12 protein-coding genes and 1 pseudogene are annotated in these 16,419 nt (G+C 45.7%); 8 read left to right on the top strand and 5 right to left on the bottom strand.

Annotated features, from left to right (window positions below; translation table 11 throughout):
- Positions 1-78: 78 nt before the first annotated feature.
- Together PMG25_RS01985 and PMG25_RS01980 are read left to right on the top strand one after the other, a co-directional pair.
- On the top strand, positions 79-2,238 hold the full coding sequence (locus PMG25_RS01985) for a hypothetical protein (protein ID WP_283765238.1): 2,160 nt from the start codon (positions 79-81) through the stop codon (positions 2,236-2,238).
- 716 nt (positions 2,239-2,954) lie between these two features.
- The gene (locus PMG25_RS01980) at positions 2,955-3,404 is read left to right on the top strand and encodes a hypothetical protein (protein WP_283765237.1); all 450 of its coding nucleotides are present in this window, start codon (positions 2,955-2,957) and stop codon (positions 3,402-3,404) included.
- Positions 3,405-3,573: 169 nt separating this feature from the next.
- On the opposite strand, the pseudogene PMG25_RS24370 reads toward PMG25_RS01980, so the two are convergent.
- A pseudogene (locus PMG25_RS24370) lies at positions 3,574-4,116 on the bottom strand (REP-associated tyrosine transposase).
- A 222-nt stretch (positions 4,117-4,338) separates the two neighbouring features.
- On the opposite strand from PMG25_RS24370, the gene PMG25_RS01965 reads away from it, so the two are divergent.
- Positions 4,339-4,497: a hypothetical protein gene (locus PMG25_RS01965; protein ID WP_283765234.1), complete on the top strand. Its 159-nt coding sequence runs from the start codon at positions 4,339-4,341 to the stop codon at positions 4,495-4,497.
- Between the two features lie 281 nt (positions 4,498-4,778).
- On the opposite strand, the gene PMG25_RS01960 is transcribed toward PMG25_RS01965, so the two are convergent.
- Both PMG25_RS01960 and lepA read right to left on the bottom strand, forming a co-directional pair.
- Positions 4,779-5,507, bottom strand: a complete 729-nt coding sequence (locus PMG25_RS01960) for a Uma2 family endonuclease (protein WP_283765233.1) — start codon at positions 5,505-5,507, stop codon at positions 4,779-4,781.
- 258 nt (positions 5,508-5,765) lie between these two features.
- Complete coding sequence (gene lepA / locus PMG25_RS01955; protein ID WP_283765232.1) at positions 5,766-7,577, bottom strand: translation elongation factor 4; 1,812 nt, start codon at positions 7,575-7,577, stop codon at positions 5,766-5,768.
- 413 nt (positions 7,578-7,990) lie between these two features.
- On the opposite strand from lepA, the gene PMG25_RS01950 reads away from it, so the two are divergent.
- Both PMG25_RS01950 and PMG25_RS01945 read left to right on the top strand, forming a co-directional pair.
- On the top strand, positions 7,991-8,221 hold the full coding sequence (locus PMG25_RS01950; protein WP_283764595.1) for a type II toxin-antitoxin system CcdA family antitoxin: 231 nt from the start codon (positions 7,991-7,993) through the stop codon (positions 8,219-8,221).
- A gap of 288 nt (positions 8,222-8,509) precedes the next feature.
- Positions 8,510-10,252 (top strand): GAF domain-containing hybrid sensor histidine kinase/response regulator, encoded by a 1,743-nt coding sequence (locus PMG25_RS01945; RefSeq protein ID WP_283765231.1) that lies wholly within the window; start codon positions 8,510-8,512, stop codon positions 10,250-10,252.
- A 59-nt stretch (positions 10,253-10,311) separates the two neighbouring features.
- Here PMG25_RS01945 and PMG25_RS01940 read toward each other — a convergent pair whose 3' ends face one another.
- Positions 10,312-11,109 carry an alpha/beta fold hydrolase gene (locus PMG25_RS01940; protein ID WP_283765230.1) on the bottom strand — a complete coding sequence of 266 codons (798 nt, stop codon included), beginning with the start codon at positions 11,107-11,109 and terminating at the stop codon, positions 10,312-10,314.
- A 271-nt stretch (positions 11,110-11,380) separates the two neighbouring features.
- On the opposite strand from PMG25_RS01940, the gene metG reads away from it, so the two are divergent.
- The 3 genes from metG to lptC all read left to right on the top strand — a co-directional run bounded on the left by metG (position 11,381) and on the right by lptC (position 14,881).
- The gene (gene metG / locus PMG25_RS01935) at positions 11,381-12,979 is read left to right on the top strand and encodes a methionine--tRNA ligase (RefSeq protein WP_283765229.1); all 1,599 of its coding nucleotides are present in this window, start codon (positions 11,381-11,383) and stop codon (positions 12,977-12,979) included.
- Positions 12,980-13,073: 94 nt separating this feature from the next.
- Positions 13,074-13,676, top strand: coding sequence for a LabA-like NYN domain-containing protein (locus tag PMG25_RS01930; RefSeq protein ID WP_390890051.1), 603 nt, complete (start codon positions 13,074-13,076; stop codon positions 13,674-13,676).
- A complete protein-coding gene (gene lptC / locus PMG25_RS01925; RefSeq protein ID WP_283765227.1) occupies positions 13,676-14,881 on the top strand; it encodes an LPS export ABC transporter periplasmic protein LptC in 1,206 nt (401 codons plus the stop codon). Before PMG25_RS01930 ends, lptC begins: the two co-directional genes overlap by 1 nt.
- Before the next feature lie 696 nt (positions 14,882-15,577).
- Here the strand turns inward: lptC and PMG25_RS01920 are convergent.
- Positions 15,578-16,399: a class I SAM-dependent methyltransferase gene (locus tag PMG25_RS01920; RefSeq protein WP_283765226.1), complete on the bottom strand. Its 822-nt coding sequence runs from the start codon at positions 16,397-16,399 to the stop codon at positions 15,578-15,580.
- Between the last annotated feature and the right edge of the window lie 20 nt (positions 16,400-16,419).

Below are 16,419 nucleotides of genomic sequence, written 5' to 3'. Positions count from 1 at the left end.
GAGGATGTTAACCGCACTTGGAGTCTGGCTAAACTAACCCTTATACTAGAGTCTAGACCCTTTATCCTCATCCTCCCCATGTCTCCTCGCCGCCGCCAAACCAAAACCCGCATTTCCCGTCGGAAAGAAAACCCAGAAAGCAGTTCTCCTCAGTTTGCTGCCCCTCCCGTAATTCAACCCAAGGCACAGAGGAAAATGGAAAAGGAACTTCCAGAGTGGAAACCTGGCGGTAGTGGCAAGCCCAGCCCTCTGCAACGACTGCAACCCTCAGCCACCCTACAAGCCAAATTAGAAATCGGACAACCCAGCGATCGCTACGAGCAACAAGCAGACCAAGTTGCCCATAATGTCGTACAAGCGCTCCACACTCCCACGGCTCAAACGCTAGATACTCAATTAACAGGACAAGGAAAAACTGCCCCTACCATACAACTTGAGCCTACAGAATATACAGTTAAAAATAAAACTCATCTTAGAGATAGCACCCTAAAGAATAAAGGCACGAAGTACGAGCATGGGCAGAAAGTTAAAATTAGTGATAATTCCATGGATCATAAGAAAGACCGTGCTGGAAATATCTGGTTCAAGGTCGTAGATTCTGATCAATATATTCGCTCCACACACTTAAACATTTATAGGGATAAATCATTGAACTGGTTTAGCAAACGATGGAGAAGGTTAAAAAAATATGTAACCCGAACTAAACATCCAGCCAGAAAAAAATATCCAGATCAGACGAATATCATAGATCAATTAGTCAAGAACGCTGAGAAGAGAGATAAAGATAAAGGTTTTCTAAGTGCTGAAGAACTTTTGGCCATATCCACATTGAGTCAAGATGAACAAGGCAAAAGTTTTTTACTCCAGAAAGGCTTTTTGACCAACGATAAGTTGGACAAAGTTGCCAAAGAAAAGAAAACAACCCTCGATTGGCATCGGACTGAAAAACATCGAGGCCTAGAAAACTTGCCATTAGCAACTGGAAATCATGTATTCACCCGTATCCATCGACTCCAAATTGCCACTTATCAGAGGGACTTAGGAATAAGCAATCCTGAATACCGACAAACCCTTGGCTATTTACGTTATGAAGCGGAAAAAGCAAAAACAGATCCTAATGTGAAACAGCATATCTATGAAAAAGATACGCAAATGTGGGAGCAAACCCTAGCTCCAATTCCAGAGAATGCCCTATCTCAGTTGGGCACAGAAAGAGCTAGACAATTGCGGGAACAAACTGAATCGGCTCAAAATATTCTGCGGCGAATTTTTATTGTTCTCCATAGTGGACTCAAGTATCGCGATAAGGAGGCTGAGAAGATATTCAAAAATGATTGGCCAGAAACGGTAGCAGTAGCCCTGTCTCATGGCGGGCGAGTGATGGTTAAATTGCCTGCTATATCTAAAGGACAAGACCGGAATGAGTTCATTAATTGGCTCTTAGGAAATACATCAGGAGAAAAGGATTCTAAAGGATCGAAGAAACCCAATCAAGTGAGCAGTAAAAATGTCGCCAATACTGACTATGGAAAAGCTCAAGTGGATACTCGAAACTTTTCTACCCATGATATTGACATTGGTACAACCGAAACATTCAAAGAACTAAAATCAGGGGGTAATAACAGTAAAGGTCAATCAGAAGAGCATTATGGCATGGATATACCTTTGGGTGGCTTAGGTCGAGAAGATTTAGCGGGTGAGGTCACGTTACCCGATGGTAGTCATGGCCATATGTACATTTTCTATGAACCTCCAACTCTCGACAAACCCGGTGGCTTATTAATTGGAGCCGAAACATCAAGAATGGGTCGCACGGATGTCTATGGTCAATATCATGATGCCAAAGGAACCAGTGCCGAATTTTCGCCCACGGGTACGAGTAAGGAGGCCATAATTGGTGATAAAATCGGAGGAAGAATTGTTGACTTTACGAAAGGCAGCTATACAGAAGTTAGAGATAAAGATGGCAAAGTTCAGCAAGAAAAAGTGAAGGGAGGTCATACCGAAGTTAAAGACTCCAATTGGTTGCAGCAACTTAAGAAGGCTGAACAAAAGATATATGAGGGTCAAATTACGGCGGCGGAGTTAGTGGGTAAAACGACTCCAGAATTAAAAGACAAGCTATCTCGTGACAATAAGGATCGAGCAAACGCTATTCGGCATAAACTAGAAGGTAAAAATAAGGATCGAGCAAACGCTATTCGGCATCAACCAGAAACTGAAAGTGAAATAGAATAGCACTCGGCAGGTAGGGTGGACAGGAAGACAATCGATATTATTGAAGATTAAAACTCTTGGTTGTTGATGTAAAGATTGGCGATCGCTTCTCTGTTCAATTTTCATCCTTTTTGGCCTCCTGATCCTAATATATAGCTAGTCTAAATGAATTGTGCAATTGGAAATGCCCTCTCCCTATATCCCTCTCCCACGGGAGAGGGACTTTCCCCCTTCTCCCTTCGGCTTCGCTCAGGACAGCGCCTGTGGGAGAAGGGGGTAGGGGGATGAGGGGCAATCGTTACATAACTCATTTAGGCCTGCTATACTATACTAAGAAAATAAACCTATCTCCCCTTTGCCTCCCCATGTCTCCTCGCCGCCGCTACATCAAAACCCATGTGTCTTGTCGGAAAGAAACCTCGGGAAACGCCTCTCCTCAGTTTTCCGCACCCCCCGTAATTCAACCCAAGGCACAGAGGAACATGGAAAAGGAACTTCCAGAGTGGAAACCTGGCGGTAGTGGCAAGCCAAGCCCTCTGTAACGACTGCAACCCTCAGCCACCCTACAAGCTAAATTAGAAATTGGACAACCCAGCGATTCCTACGAGCAACAAGCCAACACCGTCGCCCGTGATGTTGTCGAACAGATCAATACCCCTGTCTCCAATGATGCCCAGCAGCATCCCACAGTACAACGGCAAACCCAAGAAGGGATTATTCAAAAAGATGGAGAATGGATGGATGTGAGTTGGGGACCTAGACAACGATTAAAACGAGCGAAATTAATGCAAAGTCGATTTACAGCAGTAGTAAACAAGTTTATAAGCGACGGGGTACTACAAAACACATGGTTAGGATTATCTGATGATGTAAAACCCGGAAGAGCGCACAACGATGAGATAAAAAAAATGAAACCTGAAGCAAGAAGGTTAGTTGAAGAGAGTAGTCAACAATTTTGCTTGCTGATTAATACAACCAGAAACTCACTTAATAGAATAGTAGAGAGGTACGAGCAACTTATTCCTGCTTTGGAATATAACCAGACAAAATCGAGGATGGCAGATTGGAAAGATACAAAAGAGCATGAACAAAGTATTGCAAAACATGAAGGAAGAATTCGCGAATGTCAAAAACAAGCTAAGACATTGGGGGTTACAATAGGCGACATGAGTTATTTGTTAGAGTAGTGCGATCGCTCATTGGCTCAATTTTCATAGTCCAGATTGCAGTCTTCTCTGGTTTCCATCATAGTAGCTGTAGGTTGGGTTGAGGAACCGAAACCCAACTTAATTACAATATTGGAGAGTCTGTTGGGTTTCACTTCGTTCAACCCAACCTACGGGTGGTTCATTTGGGTTATTCATTGCCAATACGATCGCCAAATACTAACTCGTCCGAAGTCCCCCACATCCGATCGTAAACTTCTGCTTCAACATACCGGTGAAAACTGGAATATTGCCAATCTTTCGGGGCGCTTACTAATTGATGATGTACTGGATTATAATGAATATATTCCAGGTGATTGACAAAATCTTCATTATCCTGTACTTGATGCTCCTAAAAGCGACGTTGCCATATGGCTCTCTCTCCCTTCTGTTTCCTAGATGCAGTGATTTTATCTGGATTGGACAGAGGACAGTTACGGCTAAAATAACTTTTAATTAAGCGCCAACGAGTGGAAAAGTTAGCATCATTATCGGGTAACGTCCAAAGGGTATGGAGATGATCGGGTAAAATTACAATCCCATCAATCTTGAAGGGATGGCGTTTGATTACATATCGAAAAGCTTCTCTGAGTACATCAATATTTTCAGATTTCCAGAAAATTGGATGGCGATGATGGGTAACTAAGGTAAAGAAATAAGTGGCTCCTGGTGTGTTAGCTCTCCAATATTGCATAAAATATTGGCGATCGCCATGAGGTTAAGCTCAATTATAGCAGTTCTGGTCAGGGCGATCGCCACTTTCGTAGGTTGGGTGTCAGAACGAAACCCAACTTAATTCAATATTGGGGAGTCTGTTGGGTTTCACTTCGTTCAACCCAACCTACTATAGTTGGTCTGTTCGACATGGTATGACAAATATATAGCTTCTTATGGAGCAATTAATATCGGTAGCCCCATGCGAACAGAAATAGACAATCGTCAACAACAAAGTGTAACTGATGGTGTGCCCGATGTGACTATATTCGACAAGGCTGAGAAAGAAATCACTCGTCTGTTTGTGAATGATGTTGTCTACCGCTATAACAGGCAAGCAGAAGATACTAAGTTGGGTTAGTGATATCAAGTCCGGTTAAGATGTTGTCATTGCGATCGCAGGGAAGCATTCGCGTTTCGCGTTTCACGCAAGCTTCGCTTTCATGTCGCGAAGCGAAACGCTCCATTCGCAATGACATATTATAGTCAATTGAATTAAGGTTGAGACACACCATTTTATAGCCAATTCTCCCTGGTCTGTCAAGGAATTAAGAAACCGGAGATTAAGAAAAACCCTAGAAGCCTTAAGGCGATCGCTTCGATAATCTGTTGCTGGATTACTGTTCTAGAATTCATAAGGATTCATTGTTCATTGACTTCAATGCCTGCGGCTCGGAGTTGGGCGGCTAGGCGATCGGCCCGTTGCCGTTCCGCTTCGGCTCGTTGTCGTTCTTGCTTCACCTTTTCCGTCCCCCACAGCAACAGATTGCCCTCGTCATCCCACCAGCGCAACCAGTAGCTCTCTAGGTTTTCCCGACACCCTTGCCAGACTCCCAAATAGAGATTCATTTCCGGTATCCAAAATCGTCCTTCTGGATTAGGGGTTTCTAGTTCGTAGCGCTGCTGATCGTTTAATCGGTAGACTTCTAAGACTCCAGTTTTGGGGTCAAAAATGCCGTAATTGGGCACGCGCAAGATCTGCTCGTAGTAGAAATATTTGCCCGGAGGATAGGTTTCCTTAATGGAATATTCCCCACCCTCGGTCTCGGATAAAAATTCCAGGACAATAGTGGGCATGTCTCCCTGTAGGTTGGGGGTATAGCTGCGGCTCACTTCTTCACGGTCAACTCGGATCTGGGGAATATAGGCCCAATCGGGGGCTTTAACGACCATTTTGCCATTGACGGTGGCACAGATGCCGTAGTTGGTGGGAGTGAGGGAAGTTTCGGCTAATTCTCCCGCTTGGTCTAAGCTCTCGGTGAGAGCAGCAGCGAGGGCGGGTTGATAAATATTGTCCACAGGATCGTCGGGGAGTTTGAAGTCCTCCGGTAGTTTTTCCCAGGTAATGGCGTAGGAGGAGGTGACTAACATGGTTGGGGATGCTGGGAATGGTCGTTGATTATTTTATCAGGTTGGGATGGGGGGATGGGGCGATCAATTTTTGATTTTTGATTGAACTGACGATCACCCCACGACGATGTTGTTAGGATACCCACCATCAATGACGTAAACCCGCCCTATCCCGATCGCCCGGTGGGGGAGGGCGGGTTTAGGACAGGTATCGATGGGTGTCGTTATGGGTGGGTTTAACCCGCTCCTTGACATCCAAGACAGTATCTACAAAATTGATTACCCATTATCCAACTTCAACACGGCCATAAACGCGGACTGAGGCACGTCTACTGTACCAATGGACTTCATCCGCTTTTTCCCCTTGGCTTGTTTTTGCAGCAGTTTTTTCTTCCGGGAAATATCACCGCCGTAGCATTTGGCTAATACATCCTTACGCAAGGCGGGGATATGTTCGCTGGCAATGACTCGCGAACCAATGGCGGCTTGGATGGGAACCTTAAACTGATGGCGAGGAATTAATTCTTTAAGTTTTTCGGTTAATCCTCGCCCCACATAATAGGCTTTATCTCGATGGACAATCATGGCGAGAGCATCAACGGGATCGTTGTTGATCATGATGTCTAAGCGGACTAGATCGTTGGTGCGATAGCCAATAAACTGATACTCCATACTGGCATAACCGCGCGATCGCGTCTTCATCTGATCGAAAAAGTCAGTCACCACTTCTGCTAAGGGCAGTTCATAAATTAAGGTGGTACGACTTTGGGTTAAATATTTCATATCCTTGAATACCCCCCGCCGAGTTTGGCACAATTCCATCAATGTGCCCACATAGGTTTCTGGTGTAATAATATCGACTTTGACGTAAGGTTCTTCAATGCTCTGCCGTTCGTTGGCTGGGGGTAAAGTGCTGGGATTATCGATGGTGAGGACTTCTTCAGAGTTGAGGACGACCCGATATACTACGGAAGGCGCGGTAATAATCAAATCAAGATCATATTCCCGCTCTAACCGTTCTTGGACAATTTCCATATGTAATAATCCTAAGAACCCACAGCGAAAGCCGAAGCCCATGGCGCTAGAGGTTTCAGGTTCATAGGAGAGCGCGGCATCATTGAGTTTGAGCCTTTCCAGGGCTTCTCGCAATTCGGGAAATTGGTTGGCATCGGTGGGAAACATGCCGCAAAAGACCATAGGGTTAGCTTCTTTGTATCCCGGTAAAGGTTTCTCGGCAGGTTCGGCTTTTAGGGTAATGGTATCGCCCACCCGCGCATCTTCTACGGCTTTAATGGAGGCGGCTAAATAGCCCACTTCTCCGGCGTGCAGTTCTTCTACTTGCACTTGGGTGGGGGAGAGAACGCCTAATTCGTCGATGTCGTATTCTTTGCCGGTTGCCATCAAGCGGATGCGATCGCCTTTAGCGACTTTACCATCGACCACCCGAAAATAGACGATCACGCCCCGATAGCTATCATAATAACTGTCGAAAATCAGCGCCCGTAGCCGCTTCCCCGTGGTATCTTCAGGGGCAGGAATTCCCTGAACAATGGCTTCTAGGATTTCCGGAACGCCAATTCCTTCCTTCGCCGACGCTAAAATCGCTCCACTACAATCTAAACCAATCACCTCTTCAATTTCTGCCTTCACCCGATCCGGTTCCGCTCCCGGCAAGTCAATTTTATTCAGCACCGGGATAATCTCTAAGTCGTGTTCCAGGGCTAAATAGACATTGGCTAAGGTCTGGGCTTCCACGCCCTGAGAGGCATCCACCACCAACAACGCTCCCTCACAGGCAATCAGCGATCGCGATACTTCATAAGAAAAATCCACATGCCCCGGAGTATCAATTAAATTAAGAACATAGGTTTCCCCATTGTTCGCCTGATAATTCATCCGCGCAGCCTGGAGCTTAATGGTAATGCCCCGCTCCCGTTCAAGATCCATAGTATCGAGGAACTGGGCCTTCATATCGCGATCGGCAACCGTTCCCGTAAACTGGAGGAGGCGATCGGCCAAGGTAGACTTCCCATGATCGATATGGGCAATAATAGAGAAATTACGAATATGAGAGACTTTAGCGCCGGTCATAAAGTTTAATTTGAACCTAATTGCGTGAAACTTACAGTCAAAAGGGTCGCTCCGGTTCAGACACGCTTGAGTCAACAAGCACTCTGTCGATTGGCTCGGATTGTTAATATAGTTTAACCTAGTACGGGAGTTTAGGGAGATTCCCCTTCAATGACCCACCCATCAGACGATCGCAGCATGTTAGACTAAGATAAACCCTACGCGCTTTAAACAGGCCGATCCTCTCGTCTGGTAAGCTAAAAAACCCAATTGGCTCAAGAGAGTCCCCCCGCCTCTTGAGGAGACGGAAAAAATATCCCTCTAGTTTTGAGGTAAATCGGGTCTTTTTTCTCTCAATCCAGTTGAAAAAAAGACCCAAAAACATTAGGGTAACAACCAAAATCTGATGTATATCGAGGCTTTAATCTAAACTGATGAACGATCCCACCCTTTCTTCCGAACGCCAACTTGATAAAGTAGAAATCTCCATTACTCTCGATGCTGAATTACTCGAACAAATTCAGCACCTTACCAACGATCCCTCTCGCATTATTGAAACAGCAATTCGTCAATGGCTCAGAGGTTCATCCCAACGGGATGATGAACTCACCCGCACTCTGATTAAAAGTCCTCCCCTACCTCCAAGAGGGGAATGGAACGATTAATCCCATAATCTTCCTGGATTTAACTCACCCACTGGGATCTCTGAACTAGAGAAGTCCCAATGGGGGTTTCATATGTTCTATTCTCCAGTGTTGACAGAAGTAAGCCTTCTCAAGAGCATCTGAGAGATCGTCAGGATTCAGACTCGGTTGAGATCTCACTTGCCCAAATTAGGAATCAATGATGGACAGGCCTCTGCTACGGGCAATCGATTATTCCTAAGTCAGCAAAATCTGAGTTACTCTAGGTTAGAGGTCAAACGTCTCTAGAAATTCACGCTATACCAACTCATGAATGCTTCTTCCCATGCATACATTCCGGCCTTGAAGGAAACGAGCGCTTCTAACGATTCAGAGAAGGCAAACTCATCCACACCGATTCTATCAGAGTTAGGGGCTGAATTAAGCTTTATTCATAATACTTCGGGTGAGTACCTGGCTTTTAACTGGACTCAAGGGGAACGCTATGGTTTAGTTCCTGAGAGCCTGGTGGGAGAACTGATGGAAAACACCCTCTACCCGATTCCCATCGATCCTTACTTAGATCGGGTGCGTCAAGTGTTGGAAAATAAATTACCAGCACGGTTGAGTTATCCATTTCGCTATGGAGAAAACTACTTACTCTTCGATCTAGTTCTAACTCCAGTGCTAACCTCACCTTTAAAGGCCAATCAGGTGTTGGTTCTCGGACGACTCCTATCGAGTGCGGTTGGCTCTCAATCCTTTGCCAGTAGTCCAGAAGTACCCACCCAACAAGGGGGACGAAGACGGGATCATTATCAAACCCTTCTGACTCGAATTACACACAAAATTAGACGAACTCTAGATCTAGAAACCATTTGGAATCAAACGGTAGAAGGATTAGGGATTGCCTTAAACTTAGAACGCTGTGCGATCGCCCAACAATGCCTAGAAACCGAACACCTGAAAGTGGTGGCTGACTATAGTCATGACGGAGGGAGGTCACAAGTGGGCAGCTTGTTCCCCTTAGAGAAAGAGTCGCCCTTAATCACAGCCTTATCGAGTCTAGAACCCTTAGCTTGGGTAGAACCCGATCGCCAAGGAGTTCCAGAGTCCCGGTTAGCGGTAGCCACCTGCTATCAGGATCAACCCAATGGTTTACTGCTCTTATCGCCTCCCGTGAGATCGGATGAGGATGAACCCTATTTATGGTCACCTGAAGAAATTGAGTTGGTTCGGGAGTTAGCCGATCAGGTGGGAACGGCGATCGCCCATGCTACCCTATACCAAGAACTGGAATTAGCCAGAGAACAAGCAGAAGAAGCTTCACGACTCAAAAGTGAATTTTTAGCCAATACCTCCCACGAACTCAGAACCCCCCTCAACGGCATGATTGGCTTTCTGAAGCTGATCCTCGATGGTATGGCCGACGACCCAGAAGAGCAACTCGAATGGGTTGAAGAAGCTCATAAATCTGCTCTACATCTGTTAACCCTGATTAACGATGTGCTGGATCTGGCCAAAATAGAAGCCGGCAAAATGCAGATCGAGCTAAGTCCGGTGAATCTCGATGAATTGTTGACCAACTTAGAAAACTTTACCCGACCCCAAGCAGAAACAAAAGGATTAAGTTACGAAGTTAGCCGTACTTCCACGAGAGACGAAGTAATGATTACGGGCAATTATCAGCGTCTATTGCAAGTGATGTTAAATCTGGTGGGTAATGCCATTAAATTTACCCATGAAGGGGGAATTACCATCACCGCCGAAGTGATTGCCAAGAAATTTGAAGTTGACCATCGGGAGTATCCAGGGTTTGTGAAGGTGAGTGTGGCTGATACGGGGATCGGTGTCGCTCTGGATAAGCAAGAAAAACTGTTTCAATCCTTTTCTCAAATTGATGGCTCTCGTACTCGTCAGTACGGAGGAACCGGGTTAGGATTAGCCATTTCTCAGAGATTAATTGAGGCGATGGGGGGTGAGGTTAATTTCTTTAGTATGGGAGAAGGACTTGGCTCAACGGTGACTTTTACGGCTCCTTTGGGACAATTGCCGGTGATTGTGAAAGATTGACTTGCTCACCGTCCTATTACAGAGATCTCAACGGTCATAGCGGCGATCGCCAATTCTGATTAAGGACTCAAGACCGTGGGTACTTTAATCCATTTTTGATCGGTAAGAATATTAAACAGGCTGATCGACTCTTCTAATAAGCAGGCATGACCGCTATGGGGTAAATAGACCACTTGAGAGTTAGGAAGGTCGTGTTGCAAATGGCGAGCTTCAGACATTGAAGGTAACAAGCGATCGCTACCACTGGCTAAAATAAGCGTAGGCGGCGTAATTTTTTGGACATCTTGGGGCGTGAGGGTAAACTGTCGCAGTAAAGACAACCGCCAAGCGGAAGTCTCCGCCGGCACAGCACAAAGGGCAGACCAGAGAGCTTGGCGATCTTGGGGAGCAATTCGAGGCAAAGCGGCTAGTAACAAATAAACCGCCACACTCCCTAAATTATAGAGGCGATCGGGAACCCAAGGCACAATCGATTCCCCCAACATCATCCAAGGACGACGGTGAAACGAAGAAGCAGGATTGACCAAAATTAAGCGAGAAATTAAATCCGGTGCTCTGAGAGCCGTTTTCAGGGCCAAACAGCCCCCAAACGACTCCCCACACAAATAGACCTGCCGGTTGACCCTAGAGAGCAATTGAGCTGTAATTAAATCGATGAGGCGATCGCTCAACCCCTCCCAATCCAAACGATCCTCAGCCGGAATTCTCAAGGCACAGACCTCAAAATCCCTCTGCAACTCTTGTACCTGACGACCAAACAGCGATCCCCAACCATCCATACCCGGCAAGAAAACCCATAAATCTGCCTCGGTACGCATAGCGCTCAACTGGAGAAAATGGGGCAACCGGTCAGACATAGGAGAAAATAGAAGTATCGTCTTGGGTATTCAAAATTAACTAATCCTGATCATAGATTATAGATAATATCTTCATGGATCGATCCAGTTTGTTCTGTTGTCTCACCTAGAATCAATTGGCAATCCAGACAAAGTTAATCAACTAAGGCTACAATCAGAATCAATTCCCTTTATCGATCCGTTGAGTAAAATCTCTAGTAAACTGCATAAGACAACCTGACGGGTAGATTTCACAAAGTAGGTCATTTAAAAAAACTAACCTTAATCTTCTATGAACTCTGACTATCCCGCAAAAAAAACCTTTACCATTACAACCCCTCTATACTACGTCAATGACTTACCCCATATTGGCAGCGCCTACACGACCATTGCCGCAGATGTTTTAGCCCGCTACTGGAGACTGCGAGGCGAAGAAGTCTTGATGATTACGGGAACAGATGAGCATGGTTTGAAAATCCAACGGACTGCCCAAGAGCGGGGGAAAGACCCCCAAGCCCATTGCGATGAAATTGTCCAGGGGTTTGAAACCCTCTGGCAGAAGCTCAACATCCAGTACGATCGCTTTAGTCGGACAACAGCAGCGAAACATCATCAAATTGTGCAAGAATTCTTCCAACGAGTTTGGGATAACGGAGACATTTATCAGGGGGTGCAAAAAGGATGGTACTGCGTTTCCTGTGAAGAATTTAAAGAAGAGCGAGACCTGCTCGACGACCATCGCTGTCCGATCCATACGAACAAAGTCACAGAATGGCGAGACGAAAATAACTATTTCTTCCGGTTGTCCAAATATCAAGACTCGTTAGAAGCCTTCTATAGTGAGAATCCTGACTTCATTCAACCGGAAAGCCGTCGTAATGAAGTATTAAGTTTTGTGTCCCGTGGACTGCAAGATTTTTCCATCTCGCGAGTTAACCTAGATTGGGGATTTCCAGTTCCCACCGATCCCGACCATACCCTGTATGTGTGGTTCGATGCTCTACTCGGCTATATCACCGCCTTACTCGATCCCGAAGATTCCCCCAGTTTAGAGCAGGCTATAGCCCGGTGGTGGCCGATTCAAACTCATCTGATTGGTAAAGATATTCTCCGCTTCCATACCGTCTACTGGCCAGCCATGCTCATGTCTGCGGGTCTACCCTTACCCCGACGAGTGTTTGGCCATGGATTTTTGACAAAAGACGGGATGAAAATGGGGAAAAGTGTCGGTAATACGTTGAATCCCTATGAGTTAGTGGATCGCTATGGGGCTGATGCAGTCCGCTACTATTTTCTCAAGGAAATCGAGTTTGGTAAGGATGGGGATTTTAATGAAACCCGATTTATTAATGTTCTTAATGCAGATCTCGCTAATGATTTAGGAAATTTACTTAATCGTACCCTAGGAATGGCGAAAAAGTATTGTGCCGGCAAAGTTCCGGCGATCGCCGGCGATCGAATTCCTGATGATAACCCTCTGAAAATCTTGGGAACATCCTTGAAGTCAAAAGTGGATCTCGGTTATAATGCTCTTTCCTATTCCCAAGCCTGTGAAGCCATTCTCAGCCTAGTCCAAACCAGTAATAAATATATTGACGAGCAAGCGCCCTGGACATTGTATAAACAAGGGCAACAGGAAGCCGTTGCAGAAGTTCTTTACTCAGTTCTAGAATCGGTTCGTTTAGCGGCCTATCTCTTCTCACCGATTATTCCGGGCATTAGCACTGCCATCTATAATCAATTGGGTTTTAGTGTTGACTTTAACGAAAATGCGGATTTAAAGAACCAAATTCCTTTTGGCACTCATGTGCAATGGGGAATCTTACCCGCTCAACAAGCATTAGGCAAACCCAAGCCTGTTTTTCAACGTCTAGAGTTAATTGAAGCTTGAGTTTGATATAATGACAAGCTTTACTTTCCCTTTCCAAACCACCATAAAACCATAAGATTTTAATAACTGAGGTATAACAATGATGTATGAATCGATGGAACAAAATCAAAGTCTCTGCACTCCAGAACAAGTGCTGTCCAATCGGGGAACTGTGGCCATTTTTATTGATGGTTCTAATCTGTTTTATGCAGCTCTGCAATTGGGGATGGAGATTGATTACACGAAATTATTGTGCCGCTTAACCAATGGTTCTCGCCTGTTGCGGTCATTTTTCTATACGGGAGTCGATCGCACCAATGAGAAGCAGCAGGGCTTTTTGTTATGGATGCGTCGCAATGGCTATCGCGTGATTGCTAAGGATTTGGTGCAACTGCCGGATGGCTCGAAAAAGGCCAATTTGGATGTGGAAATTGCCGTGGATATGATGGCGTTAGTGGGGTGTTACGATACGGCTGTATTGGTGAGTGGGGATGGGGATCTCGCTTATGCTGTCGATTCTGTGAGCTATCGGGGGGTACGGGTAGAGGTGGTGAGTTTGCGATCGATGACCAGCGATAGTTTGATTAATGTAGCCGATCGCTATATCGATCTCGAAAGCATTAAGGAAGATATCCAGAAAACCCCCCGGCAAAACACCTATTCCTATCGGCCCTTATCGAGTTTAAGTCTGATGGATGAACGACAGGAAAAACGATAATGGTATGGAGTACAGGGTTGAAGTCTGAAAGCCTGAGTCCGGAACGCTCTTGCTTTTTGCGTAGCGCTCTCTCCTTAATGTTGGCGATCGCTTTATCTGCTTGTGCGGGATCGAATCCTTCTAATCAACTGGTGGAAGCAGCATCGGATGCTGAATCCTCCGATGAGGTTCAATTGGTCTTTAAGGATATCACCCTAGAACAGGGTGATACTCAAGGTCAGTTGTTATGGAAAGTTCATGCAAAATCGGCAACCTATAGTGAAGATCGACAAATTGCCATTGTAGAAGAACCATCAGGGGAATTGTATCAAGATGGAAAATTGGTCTATCGAGTCGAGGCAAAACGGGGAGAAGTTCACCAAGATGGCAATTTAATTTTACTTAAAGACGAAATTAAGGCGATCGCCGTTGAAGATGAGGTGGTGTTAGAAGGCAATGAACTGGAATGGCGACCCCATGCAGATGTGCTAGTGGTTCATAATACACTAACGGGTTCCCATCCCCAGGTCGAAGCCAAAGCCGATCAAGCCAAAGTCTATAGCCGGTTGCGGCAAATGGAATTGATCGGTAATGTAGAGGCGATCGCCCATACTCCCCAGTTACGAATGAACACTGAACATTTGATGTGGTTGATGAAAGATCAGCAAGTGCTGGGATCGGTTCCCCTGGAAGTGAAACACTACCAAGAAGAGGAACAAAGCTTAACTGAACCACCAGCACGTCCCCCCAGTCACACTGCCTTAGCGGGGGGGAGCATGGTGGACTTAGAGAATGAATCCGTCACCTTGATGAATCAAGTGACCTTAACCGCAGCCAACCCTGCTTTAGAAGCTAAAAGTGATTCCATGACCTGGGATTTGAAATCCCAGTCTGTGGGAGCCAATCAAACCCTCACCTTAGAGCATCTGGATGAACAACTGACCTTAGTGGGCGATCGCGGCTCCGTCGATTTAGCCAATCAAGTGGCCCATTTAACCGAAAATGTTCGCGTAACTGGGGGACGGAATCAATCGGATCTCTCGGCAGAAAATGTTACTTGGTCTTTTGGAACTGAAGAGGTAGAAGCCACGGGGAATGTGACCTATCGGCAAGTGAATCCCCCCTTATTTTTGCAAGGAGCCAGGGCCTTTGGCCAGTTACGAGATCAAAATATTACTGTGAGTAGTGGCGATCGTACCCGCGTCGTCACAGAGATTATCCCTTAGCTTACAGTGAGATTATCCGTGGGTGGGGGCGGGTTCAGGAAATTGATTGGTTTGTGTCCTAAATATTGGTTAAACCCGCCCCTACGAAATGGATGGATAATGAGCGATCTTGGGGGCAAAGAAACCCGGTTTCTGGGTTGAGCATGGAGGAATAAATTGTTAATTGTTCATTGTTCTCAAGATTTTCTGGTGTGTTGACTATCTGTAGGGGCGTTTCATGTCGCAAAGCGAAACGGCCGTTCGCCCCTACATACCAAATTGTACTTCAACGAAACCTCTACAGGATTAGCACGGGAGAGAGACTTATTTCTCCCCCTTCTCCCACGGGAGAAGGCTTGCCCTGAGCGAAGCCGAAGGGGGCTGGGGGATGAGGGCAACTTAACCCTGATTCTCAACTGTGTTTTAATCACCAAACGTTCATCTTTACGATCGCCTGCCGTATGATAGGCCAACAGAGTTTGGGAAAAACGCCCCGATCCTAATACTCTCTCAACCGTATATTTACCGTTATTGAGCTTACGTTTCTCACCCATAACCCAAACCTCCCCAGCGCCCTCCAGACAACCCGTAATTATACCCCCTCTGTCTTTCTCCGTACCTCTGTGGTTCAAATAGAATAGCGATCGCCGACTGACAGCCTTTCTCCAACCTTTAAGTTGTATCAAATCAGCGATCGCACCCAAGTGGTTACCGAAATTATCCCTTAGATTCCGGTTCAGGCGATCGCCGGATCAAAACAGCCATCCCTTTATGCAGTTTCCGTTGCAGAGAAAAAGGCAAAGAGCCGGTCAATTTTTCCATGCCATCTACCACCCCTTTGGGTAACACCTTTAACAGATACTCTAGTTTAATATGACCATTGGTTAAGGAATTCGTAAACAAGCGAATTTCTTCTATTTCTAAGCCCGCTTGATTCACGAGGGGCGGAATTTCATCCGTATGCATCAGAAAAATATGACCATCCGAATTGGGGCTAAATTGTTGTTCTTCGTACAAAGAGGGATCGGGACAATCGGAAAACTTGGGTAAATTATGGCGAATATATTCCCCATTGGGGGTGGTCATGACAATATACCCTCCCGGTTTTACCAATTGGGAAATTTTTTGCAGAAATTGATCGGGATGGGCCACATGCTCAATAATCTCCGTAATCAAGACCACATCAAAGCAAGAATCAAACCCTAAATCAAATAAATTACCGGGAGCATACTCAATATCTCCCTTTTCATACTTCATTTTCACGTAATCGACTAATTCCGATCGCAGGTCATTCCAAGTCACTTGGTAGCCCAATTCCGCCAGCCATAGACTATAATTTCCCTGAGAAGCCGCCACATCTAAAACCTTAGCCCCCGGTTGGGCTACTTTTTGCACCAAATCAATCACCACCTGACGGCGATTCTGGTAAGCATAGGTATGACCCAGAACCCGGCGATCGCCATAAATTTCTATCTGGTCATAGTAAAATACTTCTTGCCAACTTGCCGGGGATTCTGGGGGAATTGTGATCTGCTTCATGGCTGAATTTCTCCTAGGTT

The organism is Roseofilum capinflatum BLCC-M114, assembly GCF_030068505.1.
In the GTDB taxonomy this organism is placed as follows: domain Bacteria; phylum Cyanobacteriota; class Cyanobacteriia; order Cyanobacteriales; family Desertifilaceae; genus Roseofilum; species Roseofilum capinflatum.
The sequence above is the reverse complement of the archived record's forward strand: the minus strand, read 5'-3'. Positions and strand labels throughout refer to the sequence as shown.